Raw genomic sequence first — 23630 nt, forward strand, 5'->3', positions numbered from 1 at the left:
CTGACTCTAGGAAGGTTTTTCTGGTCATTTTTGCTATGAGATTTGGCACCACTCCAAGCACGAGTGGAATCATAAACAGTAAGTACATGAATGGGGAGTAGACTTGGTGGCTGAAGAATTCATAGACGTTCCTGCGACCAATGTAGCAATGGTTGTGACTGCTCGCCTGGTTAGGGAGCTTCTCCTTTCCGTTAGTGCAACTAAAATGTGCACGACGAACCTAAAATGTATTTAAAAGAGGTGGAAAAAAATCAATGGACTCGGTAAGATAGAGGTAGAATGAACAATGAGCAGAAGGAAATAGCACTGAATGAATCGATTAGAAGGGAGTGGGAGGAAAAATGAAAGGGAGTAGCAAGGAAGTTTTTGATCACATCTTTTCAACAGCCTCAGTGGATTGTGGGGAAGATAATAGTGGGTTAAAAATGCTATTACGTTATTATAGAGAGGATATTCCTAACACCCCTCGATTTTTATATGATTCGGATGCGGTATACTTTTATCAATTTGATGAAAAAATTTCTTCCCTTGAGAACAGTTGGGAGAAAAAGGATTATGCTGAACGCGGGGACATTATGACTTCCATTTGGACTCCGCTGACTTATTATTTGAATCTTAATAAAGATGGCAAGATAATAGCGAAAAATAATGCCAGTATCGATAAAATTCTTTCAAATCATAATAATGAGGAGTGGACGCTTTTTAATGATTTAGCAGACCATTATGCATCGAGGGGAAATTTGTTGTTGTTACCGAACATGGCAAATCAAGCAGGAAAACGGAATTTGAATCCTGATAAGTTTATGATGTCAGAAGATAAACTGGATCAGTTTTTATACTATTGTTTTGAAGGGAATCTACTCGAGTATTTCAACAACGATAACAAAAATTTAGTGGAATGGATTTATTCAGAAAACTTAGAATGTATGTTTTCTAAAGACTTTTTCCAACACTCTTTAAGTGAAATTGAGAGTGGAAAAGTTATAGTTGATAAAAAGAATCTGGAGATAACAGTAGAAAACTTGCAACCGTTGATAGATAATGCTGAAATTTCAGAATATAAATATCGAAACTTTTCACCAGAAGATTGGAAGACGTATTTTGATAGATTGAACAAAGTAATTGCGTATCGTAATTCGGTTGATATTACACCTCATTTACCTTTAAAGTGGGATAAAAGAGACCACTCAACAACAACTAAGAAAGGATAGAAAGCAATGTCTAAAAAAGGGAAAATCCTAGTGTTTGTGCTGATTCTTATTGGAGTCATCTTAGTAGAGCTCAGCATGTATGTCGTACCGTTTATGGAGGAAATCAAAGCGTTAGAAGGTCCGTTATTTGTTGTTGGAATCTTGTTGATAGTAGGAGCGCTGTGGACTCTTACTAAGAGCATGAAAAAGTCAGAGTGAAAAGGTAGAAAGGAGGAACGAAGATGGCAACGATAGAAAGTGGAGTAGGCCAGGGGATTCCGCTGATATTTCTGATGAGTTTTGGGTTTATTGCGACATGTCTGCTTGTCATTCTCGTTCGCCGATGGACAGCTACAAAACAGAGCGGAGGTCCGTTTACGGCACCGTTTCATATTGCGAATGGGACATTTTACATTCACGTGGCGTTCTGTTTCAAAAGGCGTTGCATCCCTTTAGCATCGATTCGCCAGATTTCGATTGACTCCATGCATGGTCGACAGAGTGGAGGCAGCCGATATGCTGTCAGAATTGAACAAAAGGATGGCACAACGACCATGTTCTTCATGGGGAAGAGCCAAACCAACGATGCGCTTCTGGAGCAGTTACCTCAAGTCGTGAAGTGATATTCGATTATAGTTCATCAGAGTTAATAAAATTACATAAAGCAGTGCCTACTGTAACATCTCACATTGCGCGATGGTCGCCTGAGTGTTATAATAGGCACTGTTTTTTATATATTTAATTATATGAAATGGACTTATTTTAGAAAAGTTTCATGAAATGAAATAATTTACATGAAAAGGAGGAAATTATGTCTACACGTAAAAAAGTATCACTTTCAGAAGTGAATCAATCAATAGAAACTCCTAATAATAATCATTTTTGGCAAAACTTACGAGCTTTCTTGGGACCAGGTGCTCTTGTAGCGGTAGGGTACATGGATCCAGGAAACTGGATAACGAGTGTGGTTGGAGGAGCTTCTTATAAATATACATTGCTCTTTGTTATTCTTGTTTCGTCATTAATTGCGATGCAGTTGCAACAAATGTCTGGAAAACTAGGAATTGTGACACGAATGGACTTAGCGCAAGCGACGGCTCATCATGCACCTAAATGGTTGCGTCATATTTTATGGGTGATTGTCGAGTTAGCGCTGATGGCTACTGACTTAGCAGAAGTGCTAGGGTCGGCCATTGCATTGAATCTCTTGTTTGGCATTCCAATTATGGGAGCCATCTTTATTACAGTTCTAGACGTATTTTTACTGTTAGGAATTATGAAGATGGGATTCAAGAAAATCGAAGCGATTGTATCGACCTTGATTTTTACAATTCTCTTGATTTTCGTGTATCTTGTAGCGCTAGCTGATCCAAGTATCTCTGGAATTTTCCAAGGATTCTTACCGACAGCGCAGTTGTTTGATAAGACAGCACCAGGGCACGAGAGTATATTAACATTAGCACTCGGGATTGTCGGAGCAACTGTGATGCCGCATAATCTGTACTTACATTCGTCACTGTCTCAAACAAGAAAAGTCGATTACAATGATCCAAACGATATTCGTAAAGCCGTCCGTTTTATGACATGGGATTCGAATATTCAATTAAGTTTAGCATTCATTGTAAATTCGCTGTTATTAATTTTAGGAGCCGCATTGTTTTTCGGACATGCTTCTGAAATCTCAGCGTTCTCGCAAATGTACAATGCGTTACAAGACTCCAAAATTGCAGGGGCAGTCGCAAGTTCCACTCTTTCGACACTGTTTGCAGTCGCTCTATTAGCTAGTGGTCAAAATTCAACCATCACGGGAACATTGACCGGACAAATCGTGATGGAAGGCTTCTTGCATATGAAATTACCACAATGGATTATCCGACTCGTAACGCGATTATTTGCGTTGTTACCTGTGATTGTAGTGGCACTCCTCTTTGGGGCGCAAGAAAAAACATTGGACCAACTCTTGGTCTATTCACAAGTATTCTTATCAGTGGCGTTACCATTTTCCATTTTCCCGTTGATTTACTTTACTTCAAAGAAATCACTCATGGGAGAATTTACAAACGCTAAATGGAATACTTTTCTTGGATACGCGGTGGCAGTTATCCTTACTATTCTAAACTTCAAGTTAATTATTGATTTATTCTAGATTGAAACGGGCATCTTTGGGTGCTCGTTTTTCGTTCCTTAGGTGTTCAACATAGAACTTGCTCTAGAACTGAGGTGTAGAAAAAATTCTCATGCTAAAACTCATCATCTTCATAGAGGTTATGTTGTATTTTTCGAAAGAATAGAATAGACTATAAATGAGAAGATTAAAACCGTATTCAAAGGATGTGACAGTTTCTATGCAGAAAAGAAACATGGAGAAATCATCCAATCGAACAATGGCACGTATAAAAAAATCGTAGACTCCAGTAAATATAAGATTTAGATGAGAGAAAGTTGTTCCAAAGTAAGTATTGTAGTTGTCCCTTTTAGAAGAGAGAATGGAGGCATTAAGATGAAAAAGGGTCTTATACTGCTGATGTGTATGAATATGTTGCTATTAGGATCTTGCAAGTCTCCTAACGAACAAAACAAGACAACGACAACGGATACTTCTATAGAAACTTCAACTTCAAAGCAAGTGACAGAGCAGTCGCAAACGAGTGAAACAACGACTCCTGCACCAGTGACTACGCAAGAAACAACAACGAGCGTCACCATACAAGAAACACAAACCGAAACCACAACCGAGGCGGTGGCTCCAACTCCGCAACGTCGTAAGAAGATTTTAGCCGTCACTCCGCAAATTCAAGAAGAATGGTATTTCTGTGCGCCTGCAACAGTGAGTATGATTCTTTCCACCCAGGGGAAATTCGTTTCTCAGCGACAATTGGCACGGGAGATGGGGACTTATGTACCTTTTGGAACGCATAATAAAGATGCCATTCGTGTGTTGAATCAGCATTTATTTGGCTATTCAGTGCCTATGGAAGGACAGGCTGGATATCGCCTAGCCGTTGTTACGAATGCAAGTCCAAACTCTGAAGAGATGAGAGTATTCAAGGAGCGCGTTCGCAAAAATATTGATGATGGCTATCCAATGTATTACACTTTCACCCTTTCCAAAATTTATCCTGGAAAAAATGGGGAGCATAATGTGATTGGTATTGGCTATGAATTGACCCCAGACGGGAAAGATATTTCTGCCATTTATTATTTAGACTCTATGACACATGAACAAGATCCTGTATATGGTGGATTAAAAAAGGTGACGCCAGAAGAGCTGCTTGAAGCAATGGCGGCTTGCGAGGAACCTAATTATGCTTGGTAAGAGAATGATGAATTAAAAATAGGATTAGAAGGAAAGTGAGAGGAAACATTAATGAAAAATTTTTCTAGAACAATAAAAATAGGTTTATGTGTGGCAACGCTAGTGACGTTAGCTGGGTGTGCACAAACATTCACAAAATCCGAGTCAAAAAGTGTGGCGGAAACAACTGCTCCATCGACAACTGTCGCAAGCGCGAAGGAAGAAACGCCGCAATGGGTGGCGTCCTATACGAATATGTCGAACCAGAGCAGTATTGATGAAGTGAAGGCGTTACTCTCTGCATACATCGATAAAGAGAGTGTAGAATCATTCTTAAAATTGGTGAAGGAGTACAATGAAATTGTGGCTGAGACGGGTCTTCAAGGAGATTTTGCGTCTTTCACCAAAACAGAGTATGACGTAGAGAAAATCAGTAATCTCTGGAATGCGAAGATGGGTGATTTTGTCGGAACGAACTGCCGCATTAATACTTATGCATTATTGAAAAATAGCATTGAGATTCCTCCGATTGAAAAAGATGATACGCTCCTTTTCATTGACAATGACGCCATCGACAAAGGAAAATTATTTAGCTCTGAGGATAAAGAAGCGTTAAATCGATTATTTTCAAGAGTAAAAACAGAAGCCACAACCGATGTGAAAGTACATGCTGCAAAAATGGAGCAATTCCTCTCTAGGTTCAAGTTTAATGAGAACGCTCGAATGCTTTCTGTAGTGATTCATGACAATCTGGATGGCGAGTCCCTCTTCATTGGGCATGTCGGTGTATTAGTGCCAACGAGTGACGGTTTCCTTTTCGTTGAGAAGTTAACGTTTGAGGAGCCGTATCAAGCGATTAAATTTGCTTCCAAAGAAGATGTTTACAAGTACCTTTCAACGAAATACCAAGATTATACCGGAGAAGGGTTAGCGAAACCATTCATTATGGATAACAACAAATGGGTAGAGATGAAGTAAAAAGGATGTATTCATCTTGGTAAGCAATTAGGAAGTAACGGAGGAAGGTAAAAGGATGGCTTCTAGCAAGGAATATTTAGCCTATATTTTAGAACAATTATCAGGATTAGAGGATATCCGCTATCGAGCAATGATGAGGGAATATATTTTGTATTACCGAGAAAAGGTTGCCGGTGGAATTTATGATGATCGATTCCTAATCAAAAATGTAACAGCTGCCAGAGAAAGCATGCCTGATGCTTCATTGGAAAAACCTTATGAAGGGGCAAGAGAAATGCTTCTGGTGGAAAATGTAGAGGATAAGGAGTTCTTAACGAATTTGTTTAAAGCTATCTATGATGAACTGCCCGCTCCGAAACCAAAGAAAAAGAAATAATGCATGGAGAAGAACGTCACTATATTAGACGATTAGCAGGCATTCTTTTGAATCCATAAAGTAACGATAGCACTTATAGCAGTTTCAAAGTGCTATAGGTGTTTTTGACATGTTGGAAAAAATGGTTGAATGGGAATATAACCGTCTCAAGTTATTTGGTATAATGACAGTATAATTTAAAGGGATTTGAGGCGAAGACAATGAAGCCAGAAGAGTATTCTTGGAATGAGTGGGAACAAAATATTTATATCAATGGGAAAGAGAACGACAAATCGCATTAGCGCGAGACTTTTTAAAGAAAGTAGGACACTAAAGATGAACATGATTATTAGAGAAATTATAGATAAAGAGGAAAAAGAATCGATTTCAAAAGAAGTTTTATATGATCTTCCAGAATGGTTTGGAATGCCAGAAAGCACGCAGGAATATGTTGATGATGCGATGGACAAACCATTTCTCGCTTGTTTTGTAGAGGATAAACTCGCAGGATATGTTGTGTTGAATGCTACGAGTGAGGATTGTGCAGATATTTTTGTGATGGGAGTCAAAAAGGAATTTCACCGCAAAGGAATCGGCCAAAAATTAAATAAGGCGTATGAGCAACTAGCCAGGAGTTTAGGGTACACTTATTCCCAAGTGAAAACTGTAAAAATGGGGCATTACGAACAGTATGATGATACGAATCTTTTTTATAAGGCGATGGGGTATAAGGAGTTAGAATGCTTCCCGACTTTGTGGGATGAATGGAATCCGTGTCAAATCTATATTAAATATTTAGGGGAATGAAGCGGAAGATTACAACAGGAAATAGGAAATAAAGGAGAGTTCGATGAAAGTAAAGAAGATTGGTATCGTCAGTTTGTCTAGCGGCATTTTAGGAGAGAGTTCTATTCAACATGAACTCAATCTTGGGAAAAAACGTTTAGAAGAATATGGGGTAGAAGTTGTGTTTTTACCTCATGCATTAAAAGGGCTTGAATTTATAAAGCAACATCCAGAATGTAGAGCAAAAGACTTACTAACTGCTTTTCAAGATGATTCGATAGATATGATTTTATGTGCCATTGGCGGAGATGATACGTATCGCTTACTCCCTTATTTGTTTGAACAAGACGCGCTTAAAAAAGTCGCTAAGCAAAAGATTTTTTTAGGGTTCTCAGATACGACCATCAATCATTTGATGTTGCATAAGGTGGGCGTTCGCAGTTTCTATGGACAAGCCTTTTTACCGGATGTGTGTGAACTTTCAAGTGAAATGCTTCCGTATACAAAATCGTATTTTGAGGAATTACTGACAACAGGAAGAATTACAGAAATCCGACCAAGCGATATCTGGGTTCAAGAAAGAGAAGACTTTAGTGAAAAAGGGCTAGGGGTTTCGATGCCAAGTTTTCCAAATCAAGGGTTTGAGTTGCTTTCAGGGGATGCGCAGTTTACAGGACAAATTCTAGGAGGGTGCTTGGAATCCATGTCGGAATGTCTTGAAAATTCAAGATATGAGGATACGGTTCGCCTCGTACAACAGTATCAACTATTTCCTACTTTAGAAGAATGGAAAGGAAAAATTCTTCTGTTAGAGACGAGTGAAGAACAGCCGACTCCTGAACGCTTCCAAAAGATGATTCAAACGCTAGAACGCTATGGCCTTTTTGATGTGGTGTCCGGAGTGCTTGTTGGGAAACCACAAGATGAAACCTATTATGAAGAGTATAAAGAGATTCTCGTGGAAGAATTAGGGGAGAAGCATCTATCCATTGTTTACAATATTAATGTTGGACATGCTACCCCTCGTTGTATCATTCCTTTTGGGATTGAAGCCCAAGTGGATGTGGACGACCAAGTGATTCGTTTTATCTATGAATAATAAAATTACAGAAGTGAGAGTAATGAAGCAGACTCGAATGTGGAAGAGGAGTCTGCTTTCATTTTTCTACAACGGTGATATTTTCCAAGATGTATTTACTGACAAATGGGAATAGAAATGCCATAATGAGGTGAATTCTAACAAAATTAGGTATGAGATGAATAATGATGCTATCGCTACTGTATCGATGAATCCATACCTGAGAAGCAAAACTCTTATGGAAAAGGAGTAAATATGGAAACAAAAAGATGTGATTGGGCTAACCATAGTCTACTTGAACAAAAATACCACGATGAAAAGTGGGGAGTCCCTATCTTTGATGATAAGGAATTATTTAAGATGCTTTGTTTAGAAGGAATGCAAGCGGGGCTTAGTTGGTCTACAATCCTTCAAAAAATGGAAGGACTGTGTAAAGCTTTTGATAACTTTGATCCTGACATCGTGGTGAATTATGATGAAGAAAAGGAGGCAGAGCTCCTTCAAAATAAAGAAATCATCCGAAATCGATTGAAAGTAAAATCTGTTGCGAATAACGCCAAAGCTTACTTTAAGATATGTGAAGAGTTTGGGTCGTTTAGTGACTATTTATGGGGATTCGTTAATCATACCCCAATCATTAATTCTTGGAAATCCATCACAGAAGTCCCAGCAAAAACGGAGCTTTCGGACAAGATTAGTAAAGATTTGAAGAAAAGAGGCTTTAAGTTTATTGGATCTACTATTACTTATGCATTTATGCAATCGGTAGGGATGGTAAATGACCACCTTTTGGACTGTAAGTTTAGAAGGGTAGAGAAGAATTAAATAAAATTTTTAATAGGAGAAAGGTGAAGGAGAAAACATGAAAAAAATTGCTTCAAAAGAGTTTAAAGAATTATACCAAACTAGTGAAATCACGGTATTAGATGTACGAGAAAAGGGAGAATTTCAAGACGGACATATTGCAAATGCAAAGAACTATCCTTTAAGTACATTGGAACAAGAATACACAACATTAAATCCTGAGCAAAAATACTACGTAATTTGTCAAGGGGGCATGCGTTCAGCAAGAGCTTGTGAATTTTTAGAGGCAAAAGGGTTTGATGTGACGAATGTTGAAGGTGGGATGAATCAGTGGCAAGCTTAGTGCAAACGAACAAGGTGCAATTGTTGCCTTTTAGCAAAAGCTACCTGCAAACGATTTGGAAGATTGGTTTTTCAACGGAGAAGCCAGAGTGGACGAAATGGAACGCACCGTACTTTAATGATTATCGTAAGTTTGACGATGCCAAAAGCTTCGAAGAAAGTCCTGTTGCAGCCTTCTTAATGGGCGAAGATTGCCGGTGTATTGTCGCTGGAGACCAGCCTGTGGGGATGGTTTCAAAATCATGGGTGGATGAAGCCACGCGATGGCTAGAAATCGGGATTGTGATTTACGATGATCAGTTGTGGGGGCAAGGGATTGCGACAATAGCGTTGAAAATGTGGGCAGATGCTATTTTTAATGAAATAAGAGCCCTTGAACACATTGGGATGACGACTTGGAGCGGGAACAGTGCGATGATGGCCGTTGCTGAAAAATTAGGGTTCCTAAAAGAAGGTCAAATCCGTAAAGTCCGTTACTATCAAGGAAAGTATTATGACAGCGTAAAGTATGGAATTTTACGCGAAGAGTGGACTGCGAGAGTATAACAATAAAGAAAGAGACTGATTACGCGAATCAGTCTCTTTTAGTATATTTGTCATTATTTTCCAGGAGTTTTTGGATCTAAGCCAAATGATTGTTCTAAAATTGGTCTTAAATTATTTATCGTATCCGCTGTACCTTCTATTGCGATAGCGTACACTTTATCACCTTTTTGAACGACCCATTCGTACATGTATTTACCATCAGAGAATGCGATTTTCATTAAGTAGGCATCCTCTCCAGCAAATTTAGCTCTTGAGCCTTGTAAACTAGTCTGTTGTTTGTCATTTTGCCAGTGGTCATACAAACGATTCGCAATTAACTCTGCGCCAAATGTTTCTCCGGTAGCAAGTTTGACAGAGTCTTTAGTGTACGAGTTCATTGATAATACATTGTATTTATCTGGTGAAGAAAACTGGAATTGAGAACCAGTATTTTTATCTTGGTATGCGACCCAATCTTTAGGAACATTGACATAACCAGATGCTTCACGGCCAACACGTTGAGTGTCTGAAAGTGAAATTTCTTTAGTGGTAGAAGAAGCGCCAGCAGTTGTTGTCGGAGCGGTTGTAGTGGGTGCAACTGTAGTTTCTTTAGCGACTTCAGTAGTTGGCGCTGCAGTAGTATCCAATGTTTTCTTTTCTTCGTTCCCGCAAGCGGCTACCATTAATACGGATAAAAGCATTACAGAACTTAATAAAATTTTGTTTTTCATAAAAATTATTCTCCTTTATTTAGTTCAGATTTTTGATTATTGTCCGGGAGTTTTTGCCTCTAAGCTCCATGTTTGTTCGAGAACAGGTCTTAAAGCATTAAGCATTTCCTCAGAACCTTCAGTTTCGATGGCGTATATCTTCTCACCTTTTTGGAAAAACCAACAGAGGTAGTATTTACCATCTGTAAATAGAACTTTCAGTAAGAAAGCCTCCTCGCCAGCGAATTTGGCTTTTACACCTTTTATTTGGTCGACCTCTTTTGAGTTTTTAAGCTTAGCATATGTACGGTTAGACATTAACTCTGCACCAAATGTTTCACCGCTTCCAAGTTCTACTTTATCTTTAGTGAAATTGTATAGTGCCACAGCATTATATTGATCTGGTGAAACATATAGTAATTTAGTTTCGCTATTCTTAGTCCAGTCTTTAGGGATATTGACATAACCAGTATCAGCATTCCCGATTCGTTGAGTGTCTGCAAGTGAGATTTGTTTTACGTCAGATGAAGTCCCAGCAGTTGTTGTAGCCGTTACAGTTGCAGTTGTATTTGCTTGGGTTGTTGGTGCTGCTGTTGTCTCCGTTGATTTCTTTTCACCGTTCCCGCAAGCTGCTACCATTAACGCAGATAGAAGCATTACGGAACCTAATAAAATTTTATTTTTCAAGATAATTGTTCTCCTCAACAGACTTATTATATTTGTATTATAACACGTAGCAGATTGAATTTAAATAAAAAACATTTTACAAAGGCTGAGGAAAGATAGGGTATCAAAAAAGAGACTAGTCGCGTGGATTAGTCTCTTTTAGGTTGTTATTGATTATTTTCCAGGATTCTTAGGATCTAGCCCCCAAGTTTGTTCGATCAGTGCAATCATTGTTACAATCGTCTTTTTGTCTCCTTCAAAAGAAGCGGTATAGACTTTATCTCCTTTTTCGAAAATCCAAGTAAAGTAGTATTTACCGTCTTTCATTAAGAGTTGTAAGAGGAAAGCATCCATTCCGGATACTTTTGTTTTAGAACCTTGGATTTTATCAACGTTTTGTTGACCACTCCAGCTAGCTGCTAGACGATTGGCAATCATTTCTGCTCCCCAAGTTTCTCCTTCACCAGGTTGTGCTTGATCTTGAGTAAATCCATTTAATGTAATAATATTGTACCCATCTAAAGCGGAGTACTGGAATTGTGGACCACCATTCACATCTTTAAAGTTGACCCAATCTTTAGGAACGTTGACGTATCCAGTATCGTCTCGTCCAACACGTTGAGTGTCATTGAGTGAGATTTCTTTTTCTTCTGAAGAAGCTCCAGTTGTTGTCGGCGCTTGAGTGGTTGCTTGCGTAGTTGTTTCTTTAACGGCTTCCGTAGTTTGAACAGTAGTCGTTTCTTTTGTTTCTTTAGTAGAGTTACCGCATGCCGCAAATACAAGAGCAGAAAGAACAGTAACAGAGCCTAATAAAATTTTGTTTTTCATCGTTACACTCCTAAAATATGAATTTATAGCATTAGTGTATCATTTTTTAAGATTTTTTAAAAGTTCAGTCATTAGTTTGTCGGCTTTGATAAAAGTTAGCCCTAAACATTAGAGATGAATCAGATACCAGCTTATTTCAATAGATGGTATAATAGAATTACGATTAATAATGAGGTGAGACTTATGCACACGGTAAAAACTATCCTATTTGTTCTCGGGAAAACCTTTGCTGTTTTTGGATATCTCATCGTGTTCAAAAAGCAGTATGGGCTCATCAATGATTTCAAAGCACGGAAGAGGGCGGGGAGCCAAAAGGATATAGATGCGATTCGAGTTGGGCAAGTTGAGTTAATCCTAGGTATTGGATTGCTTCTACTATTTGTGTTATTAATGATATTTACGTAGAGAAAAACGGTAGAAAGAGAGTTTAGCAGTGAAGGAATTAGCATTAACATTAGAAGATACGCAGTGGGAGAAGACGACGATTACGCATGATCGAAGTATTGTGCGAGCGATTGTGGTAGATGAAGATGGGTATTTTTACTTCGTTCGTGTACATCGCGATGATATCTTTGGGACTGGCGTTTTTATCGAGACTGCTGGTGGAGGCGTAGAAGAAGGGGAATCCACAGAAGAAGCCATCCACCGCGAACTAAAGGAAGAACTAGGCGTCAAGGTCAATGTCCTTTGTAAAATTGGCCTAGTTAGTGACCACTACAATCAGATTCACCGTCACAATTTAAATCATTACTATCTTTGTCGGATTAAGTCTTTCGGGAAAACCGAGATGACTCCAGTAGAACAAGAGGAATTTCAATTATCGACATTAAAGCTAACTTATGAAGAGGCTGTTTCTGAGTACCGAAAGTGTGCTTCTAAACCATGGGGAGTACTTCTTGCAAATCGCGAATTACCCGTTCTTGAATGGGCGAAAGAATGGTTAGCTTCTGAATAGAAAATATATGACCTGGCAGAAATACCAGGTCTTTCTTTTTATAAAAAACGTATTGAGAAAAAATAACGTAATCAAATTATGAGAGGAGGGCGAATGAAATTGTGGCTAAATTATGGTACAATTAAGTCGCAAAATAAAAGGAGGAATGAATATGAAAATTATTCCGATGAGAGATTTAAAAAATACAGTTGAAGTAGAAAGACAATGCAAAGAAGAACAAGGACCTATTTTTGTGACTAAAAATGGGTATGGGAGATTAGTCGTGATGGATATCGAATATTATGAAAGTACAATTCAAAAAATGGAAGAAGCTCGCTTATTGATTGAAGCACTTGAAGATGTCAAAGAAGGTCGTGTGCTAGATGGAAAAGAGGCACTTCTAAAATTGAGGGAGAAGTATGGAATATGAGTTTGAACTGACCGAAAAAGCGAATAATGATATTGAAGGGATTCTCTATTATCTTTCCAAAAGATTAATGACTCCACAATCAGCCACTCGTTTTATGGATACACTGATGAAAGGATTCAATCGCATTTGTACATTCCCTGAGAGTGGAGAAGTTTTAGATAACAAATTTGTTCCAACAGATATGATTCGAAGGGTTCTGATTGGGAGATATGTCATTTATTACCTCGTCATGAAGAGAAAAAAGAAAGTTCTGATATTGAGAGTATCTCATGAATTAAGAGACGTGAGAAATATCCTTCGACATACAGACTTTAATATCGAAGAATCTAGTTCAATGCTCTTAGTTTAGCAAATCAAAGAGATGAATTATGGGTGACGTAGACGACCTGGCAGAAATGCCAGGTCTTTTTCTGTTATCGATATACCCTATACGTTTTTTACACTCGAAAGGACGAAATTTAAATAAAAACACTATTGTATTCAAGTTGAGGGAGGTCTATACTGAAACTAATAAGGGAGTTTTTAATAAAGTATATTAGGGGGAATTAGGGTGAAAATTCGTTCGAATTGGAAATTGGGGTTATTGGTTCTGGCTTGTGTTTCTTTAGCAGCATGTGGGGGGCGTAAAGAAGAGACTAAGTCAACGACAGAGACAGTAGTGACCGTCACGACCGTCGAAACGACGACAGTGGCACCGGCTAAATTACCAGATTCTTTACTTCCTTTTAAAAAGGAGAAACAATTGGTGTTGGGGGAACTGGATAAGCTGGAGCGTTCTACATCAGCACATATTCAACTGAATATTAAAGATAAACCAAAAGCTAAGAGAGAACCAAAAATCAGTGTGGATCCAGTTGGTTGGCATAATTATAAGATGCCAATTGATGATTCAGGAAGTGGAAAAGAAGCTTGGTTGATGAATCGTGGTCATTTAGTAGGATACCAATTTAGCGGACTCGATAATGAGTTGCGTAATTTAACACCGATGACAGCCTTATTAAATACAGGAAGCTTGTCGGATAAGGATTCCGCGAACAAAACCGCGATGCTTTTCTATGAGAATAATCTTGCGGATTGGATAAATGCTCATCCGAATGATTGGTTGGATTATAAGGTAACGCCAATCTATCAAGGAGATGAATTGATTCCACGTCAAGTTGAGTTGCAGTATGCTGGAATAAAGAGCGATGGAACTCTGATGAAAATTTCTTTTGGAACAAAATAAGAGAAAACGGATGAAGACGGTGTAACTCATGTAATTCTAGAGAATACATCACCAAATGCAAAAATTGACTATGCAACGGGGAATGCGGAACCATTATTTGCAAAGAAGAAAGTGGAAACAACACAAGCAACGACTGTAAATCAAGAAGAAAAAATTACTGTATATGTAGCTAATAAAGGGAAATCAGATGTTTACTGGTACTATAAAGAAAATATGCCAGGAAATACGAATAAGAAGAATATTGTGGAAATGACAGAGGCGGAAGCAAAACGCCAAGGGAAAATCCATACGTCTAAAGAAAAGAGATATCGACCATAAGAAAAAGTGACCACCGTACAATTAGTATGGTGGTCACTTTTTTACTCTTCCTTCATTAAATATCCTAACTTATCGAGGGCATCTTCGATATAGTCAAGATCTTGTTGGTTTTCTGCTTCTACCAGATGATAATGCACACCATCTGTTAAAGAGGAAAGAGGGCGATAGTCTTCTTGCTGGATTTGTTCCAAGAAGTGTTGAACATCCCGGCGACACGTCAGTTTCACGAGCGTTTGAATTTCCCCGTATACTGGATGGTCGATTTGAATATTTTGGACGCGTCCTCCGTTATCAACAATCGCAAGCAGTTCCGTTTCGATGGCCTCCGTATCATGTTTGACCTTGAAGAGGCGATGGACGTACGGCGAGCTCTCTGGTTCCTTGTAGACATATCCGCGGTTGGTTGATAGAATCGTGGCTCCATCAGCGCGAAGAAGGGCGATATCTTGGACGATGATTTGCCGGGTCACGTGGAAATGTTCCGCCAGACTTTGCCCATTAAGTGGTTTTGGAGCTTCTTTCAAGAGCTTTAATAACTCTGATTTTCTTTCCTTTGGCATAGTAGACCTCTTTTAACGTCTTTTTTGTAAAATTTTATACACCGCTAGTGCTAATTCATAGTCTACCATACTGTGAATCACTGTACCAAATCCGACTAGGACGAAGAGGACGTAAAACATGCTTTGAAGATCTGTCCCTGAAACTGAGTAGAAAAGTACGCAGGCTAATACTTCGCCGACTGCGTGAATGAGCGCCAATACGAAGTTGAAAATCCATGAGGATTTGCGGTTTTCTAGCGTCTTTGGATATTTCTGTAGGAAAAAGGCTCCTAGTGTCGCAAAGAGAATATGCGATAGCGCGCGGAAAACGATGACGAGTGGGTATGCTCCGGAAATAAAGAATCCATACGATGACCCTAGAACAACGAAGATGGCCATCCACGGGTTAATAAACATTGCAATAAAAATTGCAACGTGGCTTCCGAGTGTATACGAAGCAGGTGGAATCACCAATTTTAGTGGCATCGCTATCGGAATGAAGATGGCGATTGCGGTTAATAGTGCGGTTAGTGTCATAAAACGAACATTTTTCATCAGAATAAAACTCTCCCTTTACCTTACTGTATATACAGTAGTATAGTTCTGTGTATACAATAAATCAATACCAAAAACTCACTTTGTAAAAATAAATGAAAAGGAACCTCGATAAGAAGTTCCTTTTCGCTTATAATCCGCTCATTTTTCGCTTGATTCTATAAAAAGGTTATCGAAGTTTATCATTTTTTGTAAAAGTTGGATTATTCACTTCAAGCCGAAGTACGAAAGGAAAGTTATATTCATTAGAATCTATTTAGAGTGGAACTTTATCCTTATAAGTTTATTTCAAAATAAAAACACCCCAAAAGGTAGATTTTCTGTCTAACTTTTGGGGTGCGTTTCATAGTAGAGGTTCATTTTAGAATATATTGCTTTTAGAGTGCATGAGTAGCTAATTTTTTAAAGCGTAAATTTGATTTTTAATATAAAATTCCATCTTATTAAATTCCTCATCTGTAATCTTTCCATCTTTTTGTTTGGCTAAATATAAATAGAATTGGACAGGTTCTGGTTCGTCCAGATCAATCAAATGAATATGGTCCAGTTTTAAGAAGTCAACAAGAATTCCAATAGTGTTTTTCTGTTTGATAAAGTTTTCGAACCCTTGAAGGTCGCTAACTTCGGCTAATATATTTGGAATGATTCCGTATGAATTCATAAATTTCCAGAACACTTCATGATGAATAAAATGTTCATTAAAGAGAATAAATTTTTCGTTTTTTACTTGCGAGATATGAACGTGAAACTCTTTGGATAGTGGATGTTTTTTTGAAACAGCTAATTTAAATGGGAAAGTTGCGATTTTTTTCAAATCCAGTTGGCTGCTAACAACTTCTTTACAAGTTCCGAATAAGGCAATATCTAATTTGTTCGAAATAATTTTCTTTGTGATTTCTTTCGAACCATCTTCTAATAAGCCGATTTCAGTTCCAAAAATCTCTTCTAGCGATGCAATATGTTGTGTTAAATCGAAGAAACGAGAAAGAGCGGCGGTAATCCCGATTTTAATACGTCCATCATGAGCGTTCCTTAATGCCGTTATGCCCATGTCCAATTGTTGAAGGGCATTAAGCGAATATTTTTTAAACAGTTCGCCTTCTTTCGTGAGAGACACTTCTGTATGAGATTGATTACGTAGAATCAGCTTCACACCGAGATCTTCTTCTAATGATTTAATGGCGTAGCTGACAGTAGGCTGACTGACTTTGAAATTTGAAGCTACTTTTGAAAAAGATTTTAAACGGCATAGAGCATTAAAGTACTTGAGTTGCTGAAGTTTCATAAGTAAGACTCCTCATATTTAAAAATTTTATAACACGTCCTCTATTTGACTATGCTAAAAGGAAAATTTTAAAATGTCAATAAGGGCATAGGGTGGGAGATAGAGTTATTGGTGATAAACTTTTCTGTCTCCGTTTTTTTATGCTCTTAAATAAAGCACCAATGGCCTTTAGACGCCGTTTTGCAAATAACTATTTTATAGGAGGGATCACCATGCGTGGACACCAAATTTTAAATGACCCTTTTAAAAATAAAGGGACAGCATTTACACAAGAAGAACGTCAAGAATTAGGATTGGTAGGATTATTACCCCCTTACGTTCAAACATTAGAAGAACAAGCAGCGCAAACATATGCGCATATGCACCAAAAAGGCAGTGATGTTGAAAAACGTCTATTTTTGATGGAAATCTTCAATACAAATCGTACGTTATTTTATTATTTATTCTCACAACATTTAGAAGAATTTAACCCAATCGTGTATGACCCAACCATTGCAGACACAATTGAAAATTACAGCGAACTCTTTGTGGATCCTCAATATGCGGCATACTTAGACATTAATCATCCAGAAAATATCGAAGCTACATTGAAAAATGTTGCAGGAGATCGTGAGATTCGTTTAATCGTCGTAACAGACGCAGAAGGTATTCTTGGAATCGGTGACTGGGGAACAAATGGTGTGGATATTTCTGTTGGGAAATTAATGGTGTACACAGGTACAGCTGGAATCGATCCAGCAAGTGTTCTTCCTTTAGTAATTGATGCTGGAACAAACCGTCAAAGTCTATTAGACGACCCTAATTATCTCGGAAATCGTCATGAACGTGTTCGCGGTGACCGTTACTATGCGTTTATTGACCAATTTGTCGAAACAGCAGAACGTCTATTCCCTAAATTATACTTACATTGGGAAGATTTTGGTCGTGGAAATGCAGCTAACATCTTAAATAAATACAAAACTCAAATTCCAACTTTCAACGATGATATTCAAGGAACAGGAATTGTCACTCTTGGAGGAATTTTCTCAGCAATGGATATCGCTGGTGAAAAATTAACAGACCAAGTGTACTTATGCTACGGTGGAGGAACAGCAGGATGTGGAATCGCTTCTCGAGTTCTTCGTGAGATGGTTGTCGATGGCCTTAGCGAAGAAGAAGCTTATAAACGCTTCTTCGTGGTGGATAAACAAGGGTTATTATTTGATGACATGGAAGGATTAACTCCTGAACAACGTCCATTTGCGAAAAAACGTAGTGATTTTGCAAATGCAGATCAATTAACAGATTTACTAGAAGTTGTGAAGACTGTTAAACCGACGATCTTAGTTGGAACTTCAACTCAACCAAATACATTTACTAAAGAAATTGTAGAAGCGATGTGTGAAATTACAGAACGTCCAGTGATTTTCCCTCTATCAAACCCTACAAAATTAGCAGAAGCAACTGCTAAAGATCTAATTGAATGGTCAAACGGAAAGGCATTTGTTGCAACTGGAATTCCTTCAGATGATGTTGAGTTCAATGGAGTGAACTACGTTATTGGACAAGCAAACAACGCCTTGATTTATCCTGGTCTTGGATTAGGAATGTTAGCTTCTGAGGCGAGTCTGTTAACAGATGAGATGATTGGGGAAGCAGCACATGCTGTAAATGGTATTGTGGATATTACAAAACCAGGGGCACCTGTATTGCCACCGTTCAAATACGTTAATGAAGTATCCTTGAAAGTAGCTACTGCTGTAGCGAAGAAGGCACAAGAGCAAGGCTTAGTTCGTGCCAAAGAGCAAGATATGGAAAAAGCGGTTCGTGAATTTAGATGGACACCAAGATATTAGGAGGAGATGCTGATGTTATTCCTAACATCTCTTGAGTCTATTGTTCCAATTATTGCGCTCATTGTACTTGGGTATTTTCTACAAGTGAAGGGTTGGTTCCATAATGATTTTGGAAATGATTTGTCTAAACTCATTATGAATGTGGCAATGCCAGTATCGATTTTTGTATCCGTATTGAAGTATTTAACTTTAGAAAAGCTGATGAGCTTATCTGGTGGATTAATCTATACGTTCGTTGCTTTTGCTCTTGGGTACATTGTTGCTTTTCTAAGTGTCAAGGTGTTAAAAGTTGCGCCAGGGCGAAGAGGAACTGTTATTAATACCTTTGTCAATGCCAATACGATTTTTATTGGCTTGCCGTTGAATATTGCGTTGTTTGGGGATAATGCATTAGCGTACTTCTTGATTTACTATATTACAAATACTATTTCAACTTGGACATTAGGAGTGTTCTTAATGACAAGTGATAGTAAAGATGGGAAGAAGAAACAAGGGTCGAAATTTAATTGGAAAAAATTACTTCCTGCGCCTTTATTAGGTTTTATTGTATCGGTGGTATTCTTGGTCATCAATATTCCACTACCAAGTTACGTTTCAAATACATTAAGTTATGTCGGTGGATTAACAACGCCACTTTCACTAATCTATATCGGGATTGTGCTAGCGAAGGCAGGAATTAAAACGATTCATTTTGATAAAGATAGCATTCTTGCTTTAGTTGGAAGATTTATCGTTTCCCCATTACTAATGTTCTTGGTTCTTAAATTAATGGATCCGCAAATGGCAACAGCAGAATATCAAACCTTTATGATACAGTCTGTAACCCCAGCGTTAGCGGTATTACCAATCTTAGCCAATCAAGGAGACGGAGATGTCGAGTTCTCAACAAATATTGTTACATTAAGTACCATTTTATTTGTTATTGTCATTCCAATTATTCAAACCCTTATTGGGTAAAGGCGGCTTCCTAGCGAAAAGCTGGGGAGTTTTTTTATGCAACCATATAAGAGAGCCTATCCATGAGTTCCCTTGAAAAAAACAGCATTGTACTATACTATTATAGGGTAGAAATTCGAAGAGCAAGGAGCTTATTATGAAAGAAAAATTCGGAATTATTTTAGCAGCAGGTAAAGGAACTCGTATGAAATCTGCTCTTTACAAAGTGATGCATCCCGTATGCGGAAAACCAATGGTAGAGCACGTTGTTGACCAAGTAGAAAAAACAGGAGCTACTGAAATCGTAGCAATTGTCGGACATGGTGCTGAAATGGTGCAAAATCATTTAGGAGACCGAGTTTCTTATGCCGTACAAGAGGAGCAATTAGGAACAGGTCATGCTGTTTTACAAGCGGAATCTCTCCTAAAGGAAAAAGAAGGCACAACGATTGTGATTTGTGGAGATACTCCATTATTAACAAGCGCAACTCTTACAGCATTAATGGAAGAACATGAACGTACTGGAGCAAAAGCAACAATCCTTACAGCAATCGCAGAAGACCCAACTGGATACGGTCGTGTGATTCGTGACGTTGATGGTTCAGTGCTTAAAAACGTGGAGCAAAAAGATGCTTCTGTTGACGAACTAAAAGTACAAGAAATCAACACAGGAACATACTGCTTTGATAATGTAGCGCTCTTTAGTGCGTTACAAGAAGTCGGAAATGACAACGCACAAGGGGAATACTACTTACCAGACGTATTAGAAATCTTGAAAAAACGTGGAGAAGTGGTCTCTGCTTACCCAATGAAAGATTTCGACGAAGGAATGGGTGTCAATGACCGCGTGGCTCTTTCCAAAGCAGAGAAATACATGCGTAACCGTATTAACGAAGAGCATATGCGTAACGGGGTTACTTTAATCGACCCAGAAGCAACTTATATCGAAACAACCGTTCAAATCGGTGCGGATACAGTGATTGAACCAGGTGTTGTCTTAAAAGGAAAAACAGTCATTGGTTCAAACTGCTTCATCGGTGCTCACAGCGTCGTTCGTGACAGCGTGTTAGAAGACGGTGTTCGTTTGGTGGCAGCTAATATTGAAGAATCTCATATGAAACTAGACAGCAATGCTGGTCCATTTGCACACTTACGTCCAAATTCTGTATTAGGTGAACGCGTGCATGTAGGAAACTTTGTGGAAGTGAAGAATTCTACACTAGGTTCGGATACGAAGGTAGGTCACTTAACCTATATCGGAGATGCAGATCTTGGAAAAGATATCAATGTAGGTTGTGGGACAGTGTTCGTAAACTATGATGGGAAAAATAAACACCGTGCAACCATTGGAGACCATGTATTCATTGGATGTAATGCAAATATCGTAGCTCCTGTTACGGTTGGAGATGATGTGTTTATCGCTGCGGGGTCAACGATTACCCAAGATGTTCCCGATGGAGCATTAGCCATTGCACGTAGTCGTCAAGTGAACAAAGAGGATTACGCTTCAAAATTACCATCTGCTCAAAAAGACTAAATTTTTTTAGAAAAAATTTAGCAAAAATATTCAAAAATTCAACAAAAAACGGTATGATAGTACTATAAAATAAACTTCGGGGGTTATCATTGTGGAACATTATTCCGATCCTAATTTAAAAATATTCGCTTTAAGCTCAAATCGTCCTTTAGCGGCAAAGATTGCTGAAGAAGTCGGTTTAGAACTTGGTAAAGTTTCTGTTACTCAATTCAGCGATGGCGAAATCAAAATCAATATCGATGAGAGTGTACGTGGGTGCCATGTGTATATCGTTCAATCAACTTCTTATCCAGTAAATGATAACTTAATGGAGTTATTAATCATGGTAGATGCATTACGCCGTGCGAGTGCAAAAACAATTAACATTGTAATTCCTTACTATGGATATGCTCGTCAAGACCGTAAAGCACAATCTCGTGAACCTATTACCGCTAAATTAGTTGCAAATATGATTACACAAGCAGGTGCAGATCGTGTGTTAACACTTGATTTACATGCTGCTCAAATTCAAGGGTTCTTCGACATTCCAGTGGACCACTTATTAGGGGCTCCTCTTCTTGCGAACCACTTCTTAGAAAACAACTTCAAAGACAAAGATATCGTAGTAGTATCTCCAGACCACGGTGGGGTAACTCGAGCTCGTAAAATGGCTGAGTTCTTACACGCACCGATCGCGATTGTTGATAAACGTCGTCCAAAAGCAAACGTGGCAGAAGTGATGAACATCATCGGTGAAGTCAAAGGCAAGGTTGCTGTATTAATCGACGACATGATTGATACCGCTGGAACAATTACACTTGCTGCACAAGCGATTAAAGATGCAGGTGCTGAAGAAGTATACGCTTGCTGTACGCACGCCGTATTATCTGGGCCAGCGTTAGAACGTATTAACAACTCAGTGATTAAAGAAGTTGTTGTAACTGACTCAATCGAAGTACCTGTAGAAAAAACAGGTGGCAAGATTGTTCAAATCAGCGTTGACCAATTAATGGCGGAAGCGATTCGTCGTATTCACGAAAACCGTTCAGTGAGTCCGTTGTTTATTGAAAAATTTACCATTTTAGATTAATAAAGAATTGTTAAAATAAATGAGCCGTGGCTTTGGTCACGGCTCGTTTTTGTTTATACTGAATCTAACATAGGAGGTTCGTATGGAACAAAAAGTGTCAAATAAAGCAGGCTGGTTTACTCTTATCTCATTTATTTGTGGGGTGGTTACACTGGTGGCGTTTGAAGAGATGGATTCATCTGTAAATTCTATTGAAAATATGGACCAAATCGGTGCAGCGATTTTAGTGCTATTTTCAGCGATGACCATCGGCGGAATCTTCTGGATGGGGATGAATTATTGGAGAAAAACGTATCAGGAACTTGTGAAGTTGCAATATACATCGGTTACACCTGAAACGATTAAAGATTATTACAGAGCAATTGCAAAGGCTGTTCGTAAGGTCGGTGTTTCTGTCATTATTTTTGCATTCATGATCGGTGTGTTTTCGCAGTTCAATAGCGTTTTTGAAGTGATTGGGTTGGTGGTGTTCTTATTTGGAATTGCCATTTGTTTCTTGTCGCTAGCTCCAAAATCGCTTGCCAAACAAATTCAGAAACAAACTATTCGATAATGTTGGAGGTTTTGAATGAGACTAGAGAAAACAAAGAATATCGCAGAAGTCTTGATGTGGATCGGGTTAGTGCCACAATGGATTTTCATGACCAGTCGTGGCGTTCCAGGAGGGCTATTGATTGCCATCTTCATTATGCCGATTTTCATGATCATGACGTTTGTGAGTTTCTTGATGTATGTTTTAATTGCGGTAGAAGAAAAATCGGTTAAAGACACTTGGTGGCAGCTACTGCTCACAGGCGCTTGGAGTACCTTTTTGTTATTGTTATTCACGGGAGTAATTAGGTTTTGATAAAAAAGGTTTAGGAGGAAGAGGTTAATGGAAGTACGACGTTTTGAAAAACAATCAGGGTTATAAAAAATGCATAAAGTCGCTACTGTCTTGATGTGGATTTCATGGGTCCTAGTTTTCTTTGCGATGTTAGCGATGGGAAACTATTTTTTACCAGATGGTCGAATGCTCCTTTTTATGCTGTATATTCTAGCAGTGGCGGCAGTGGGGTTCTTCTCAATTTCTCATTGTTTAGTTGGATTTCGTTTAAACTAAAAACAGTGAACGAAACGGGATGGCAGTTACTCTTAACGGGTGGATTCCTCATTACGTACTTGCTGTTTTCGATGAGACTCTTTTATTAAGAGGAAACAAATGCAAGTTGACGTGGGTTATGGTACAATAATCCGGCAAGAAATCAGTGAACATAGCGCACGAGTCGCACTCACTATGGGGGTTGCAGCTCGTGTTTTTAGATGGATAGCGGTAATCGTAAGGGATGTTCTTGTTAATCAGTGACTTCTTTACGATTATCACTATAAATACGTAACAAAGATTTGCTAAGATGCGAATCAGTTTGAAAA

General features: G+C 38.5%; 31 protein-coding genes. 25 read left to right on the plus strand and 6 right to left on the minus strand.

Annotated features, from left to right (window positions below):
• Positions 1 to 329: 329 nt before the first annotated feature.
• The 12 genes from Q0594_RS01255 (at position 330) to Q0594_RS01310 (ending at position 9374) form a co-directional block, all read left to right on the plus strand.
• Positions 330 to 1211: a hypothetical protein gene (locus Q0594_RS01255; RefSeq protein WP_298729188.1), complete on the plus strand. Its 882-nt coding sequence runs from the start codon at positions 330 to 332 to the stop codon at positions 1209 to 1211.
• Positions 1212 to 1217: 6 nt separating this feature from the next.
• Positions 1218 to 1409 (plus strand): hypothetical protein, encoded by a 192-nt coding sequence (locus tag Q0594_RS01260; RefSeq protein ID WP_298729189.1) that lies wholly within the window; start codon positions 1218 to 1220, stop codon positions 1407 to 1409.
• A 23-nt stretch (positions 1410 to 1432) separates the two neighbouring features.
• Complete coding sequence (locus Q0594_RS01265) at positions 1433 to 1813, plus strand: hypothetical protein (RefSeq protein WP_298729190.1); 381 nt, start codon at positions 1433 to 1435, stop codon at positions 1811 to 1813.
• Between the two features lie 188 nt (positions 1814 to 2001).
• A complete protein-coding gene (locus Q0594_RS01270; protein ID WP_298729191.1) occupies positions 2002 to 3336 on the plus strand; it encodes an Nramp family divalent metal transporter in 1335 nt (444 codons plus the stop codon).
• A 354-nt stretch (positions 3337 to 3690) separates the two neighbouring features.
• On the plus strand, positions 3691 to 4506 hold the full coding sequence (locus Q0594_RS01275; RefSeq protein ID WP_298729192.1) for a C39 family peptidase: 816 nt from the start codon (positions 3691 to 3693) through the stop codon (positions 4504 to 4506).
• Between the two features lie 51 nt (positions 4507 to 4557).
• On the plus strand, positions 4558 to 5463 hold the full coding sequence (locus tag Q0594_RS01280; RefSeq protein WP_298729193.1) for a DUF4300 family protein: 906 nt from the start codon (positions 4558 to 4560) through the stop codon (positions 5461 to 5463).
• A 55-nt stretch (positions 5464 to 5518) separates the two neighbouring features.
• Positions 5519 to 5839 (plus strand): competence protein TfoX, encoded by a 321-nt coding sequence (locus Q0594_RS01285; protein WP_298729194.1) that lies wholly within the window; start codon positions 5519 to 5521, stop codon positions 5837 to 5839.
• A 315-nt stretch (positions 5840 to 6154) separates the two neighbouring features.
• Positions 6155 to 6625, plus strand: a complete 471-nt coding sequence (locus tag Q0594_RS01290; protein ID WP_298729195.1) for a GNAT family N-acetyltransferase — start codon at positions 6155 to 6157, stop codon at positions 6623 to 6625.
• Between the two features lie 43 nt (positions 6626 to 6668).
• A complete protein-coding gene (locus Q0594_RS01295) occupies positions 6669 to 7703 on the plus strand; it encodes a S66 peptidase family protein (RefSeq protein WP_298729196.1) in 1035 nt (344 codons plus the stop codon).
• A 234-nt stretch (positions 7704 to 7937) separates the two neighbouring features.
• The gene (locus Q0594_RS01300) at positions 7938 to 8507 is read left to right on the plus strand and encodes a DNA-3-methyladenine glycosylase I (protein WP_298729197.1); all 570 of its coding nucleotides are present in this window, start codon (positions 7938 to 7940) and stop codon (positions 8505 to 8507) included.
• A gap of 37 nt (positions 8508 to 8544) precedes the next feature.
• Positions 8545 to 8829 carry a rhodanese-like domain-containing protein gene (locus tag Q0594_RS01305; protein ID WP_298729198.1) on the plus strand — a complete coding sequence of 95 codons (285 nt, stop codon included), beginning with the start codon at positions 8545 to 8547 and terminating at the stop codon, positions 8827 to 8829.
• Positions 8817 to 9374: a GNAT family protein gene (locus Q0594_RS01310; protein WP_298729199.1), complete on the plus strand. Its 558-nt coding sequence runs from the start codon at positions 8817 to 8819 to the stop codon at positions 9372 to 9374. The genes Q0594_RS01305 and Q0594_RS01310 overlap by 13 nt, the downstream gene beginning before the upstream one ends.
• A gap of 53 nt (positions 9375 to 9427) precedes the next feature.
• On the opposite strand, the gene Q0594_RS01315 is transcribed toward Q0594_RS01310, so the two are convergent.
• The 3 genes from Q0594_RS01315 to Q0594_RS01325 form a co-directional block, all read right to left on the minus strand.
• Complete coding sequence (locus tag Q0594_RS01315; protein ID WP_298729200.1) at positions 9428 to 10084, minus strand: hypothetical protein; 657 nt, start codon at positions 10082 to 10084, stop codon at positions 9428 to 9430.
• 36 nt (positions 10085 to 10120) lie between these two features.
• On the minus strand, positions 10121 to 10750 hold the full coding sequence (locus tag Q0594_RS01320; protein WP_298729201.1) for a hypothetical protein: 630 nt from the start codon (positions 10748 to 10750) through the stop codon (positions 10121 to 10123).
• Positions 10751 to 10903: 153 nt separating this feature from the next.
• Entirely contained in the window at positions 10904 to 11557 is a 654-nt protein-coding gene (locus tag Q0594_RS01325; RefSeq protein WP_298729202.1) for a hypothetical protein, read from the minus strand.
• 183 nt (positions 11558 to 11740) lie between these two features.
• On the opposite strand from Q0594_RS01325, the gene Q0594_RS01330 reads away from it, so the two are divergent.
• The 6 genes from Q0594_RS01330 to Q0594_RS01355 all read left to right on the plus strand — a co-directional run bounded on the left by Q0594_RS01330 (position 11741) and on the right by Q0594_RS01355 (position 14464).
• Positions 11741 to 11962 (plus strand): DUF3784 domain-containing protein, encoded by a 222-nt coding sequence (locus tag Q0594_RS01330; protein ID WP_298729203.1) that lies wholly within the window; start codon positions 11741 to 11743, stop codon positions 11960 to 11962.
• Positions 11963 to 11990: 28 nt separating this feature from the next.
• Positions 11991 to 12512 carry an NUDIX hydrolase gene (locus Q0594_RS01335; protein WP_298729205.1) on the plus strand — a complete coding sequence of 174 codons (522 nt, stop codon included), beginning with the start codon at positions 11991 to 11993 and terminating at the stop codon, positions 12510 to 12512.
• 151 nt (positions 12513 to 12663) lie between these two features.
• Positions 12664 to 12921, plus strand: coding sequence for a type II toxin-antitoxin system Phd/YefM family antitoxin (locus tag Q0594_RS01340; RefSeq protein WP_298729206.1), 258 nt, complete (start codon positions 12664 to 12666; stop codon positions 12919 to 12921).
• On the plus strand, positions 12911 to 13270 hold the full coding sequence (locus tag Q0594_RS01345) for a type II toxin-antitoxin system RelE/ParE family toxin (protein ID WP_298729207.1): 360 nt from the start codon (positions 12911 to 12913) through the stop codon (positions 13268 to 13270). Before Q0594_RS01340 ends, Q0594_RS01345 begins: the two co-directional genes overlap by 11 nt.
• Before the next feature lie 201 nt (positions 13271 to 13471).
• Positions 13472 to 14146 carry a DNA/RNA non-specific endonuclease gene (locus Q0594_RS01350; protein WP_298729208.1) on the plus strand — a complete coding sequence of 225 codons (675 nt, stop codon included), beginning with the start codon at positions 13472 to 13474 and terminating at the stop codon, positions 14144 to 14146.
• 111 nt (positions 14147 to 14257) lie between these two features.
• Positions 14258 to 14464 carry a hypothetical protein gene (locus Q0594_RS01355; protein ID WP_298729209.1) on the plus strand — a complete coding sequence of 69 codons (207 nt, stop codon included), beginning with the start codon at positions 14258 to 14260 and terminating at the stop codon, positions 14462 to 14464.
• 41 nt (positions 14465 to 14505) lie between these two features.
• Here the strand turns inward: Q0594_RS01355 and Q0594_RS01360 are convergent, their stop codons facing one another.
• The 3 genes from Q0594_RS01360 to Q0594_RS01370 all read right to left on the minus strand — a co-directional run bounded on the left by Q0594_RS01360 (position 14506) and on the right by Q0594_RS01370 (position 16843).
• On the minus strand, positions 14506 to 15024 hold the full coding sequence (locus Q0594_RS01360; protein ID WP_298729210.1) for a transcription repressor NadR: 519 nt from the start codon (positions 15022 to 15024) through the stop codon (positions 14506 to 14508).
• Positions 15025 to 15036: 12 nt separating this feature from the next.
• On the minus strand, positions 15037 to 15558 hold the full coding sequence (locus tag Q0594_RS01365) for a hypothetical protein (RefSeq protein ID WP_298729211.1): 522 nt from the start codon (positions 15556 to 15558) through the stop codon (positions 15037 to 15039).
• Positions 15559 to 15952: 394 nt separating this feature from the next.
• On the minus strand, positions 15953 to 16843 hold the full coding sequence (locus tag Q0594_RS01370) for a LysR family transcriptional regulator (protein ID WP_298729212.1): 891 nt from the start codon (positions 16841 to 16843) through the stop codon (positions 15953 to 15955).
• A gap of 212 nt (positions 16844 to 17055) precedes the next feature.
• Between Q0594_RS01370 and Q0594_RS01375 the strand changes: the two genes are divergently transcribed.
• The 7 genes from Q0594_RS01375 (at position 17056) to Q0594_RS01405 (ending at position 23322) form a co-directional block, all read left to right on the plus strand.
• Positions 17056 to 18678 (plus strand): malolactic enzyme, encoded by a 1623-nt coding sequence (locus Q0594_RS01375; protein WP_298729213.1) that lies wholly within the window; start codon positions 17056 to 17058, stop codon positions 18676 to 18678.
• A 9-nt stretch (positions 18679 to 18687) separates the two neighbouring features.
• Positions 18688 to 19635, plus strand: a complete 948-nt coding sequence (locus tag Q0594_RS01380; protein ID WP_298729232.1) for an AEC family transporter — start codon at positions 18688 to 18690, stop codon at positions 19633 to 19635.
• Between the two features lie 136 nt (positions 19636 to 19771).
• The gene (gene glmU, locus Q0594_RS01385; RefSeq protein WP_298729214.1) at positions 19772 to 21151 is read left to right on the plus strand and encodes a bifunctional UDP-N-acetylglucosamine diphosphorylase/glucosamine-1-phosphate N-acetyltransferase GlmU; all 1380 of its coding nucleotides are present in this window, start codon (positions 19772 to 19774) and stop codon (positions 21149 to 21151) included.
• Between the two features lie 88 nt (positions 21152 to 21239).
• The gene (locus tag Q0594_RS01390; RefSeq protein WP_298729233.1) at positions 21240 to 22220 is read left to right on the plus strand and encodes a ribose-phosphate diphosphokinase; all 981 of its coding nucleotides are present in this window, start codon (positions 21240 to 21242) and stop codon (positions 22218 to 22220) included.
• Between the two features lie 82 nt (positions 22221 to 22302).
• On the plus strand, positions 22303 to 22773 hold the full coding sequence (locus Q0594_RS01395) for a hypothetical protein (protein WP_298729215.1): 471 nt from the start codon (positions 22303 to 22305) through the stop codon (positions 22771 to 22773).
• A 15-nt stretch (positions 22774 to 22788) separates the two neighbouring features.
• Positions 22789 to 23067 carry a hypothetical protein gene (locus Q0594_RS01400; RefSeq protein WP_298729216.1) on the plus strand — a complete coding sequence of 93 codons (279 nt, stop codon included), beginning with the start codon at positions 22789 to 22791 and terminating at the stop codon, positions 23065 to 23067.
• Positions 23068 to 23136: 69 nt separating this feature from the next.
• Positions 23137 to 23322: a hypothetical protein gene (locus Q0594_RS01405; protein ID WP_298729217.1), complete on the plus strand. Its 186-nt coding sequence runs from the start codon at positions 23137 to 23139 to the stop codon at positions 23320 to 23322.
• Positions 23323 to 23630: the final 308 nt, after the last annotated feature.

This window comes from uncultured Granulicatella sp., from assembly GCF_938030755.1.
In the GTDB taxonomy this organism is placed as follows: domain Bacteria; phylum Bacillota; class Bacilli; order Lactobacillales; family Aerococcaceae; genus Granulicatella.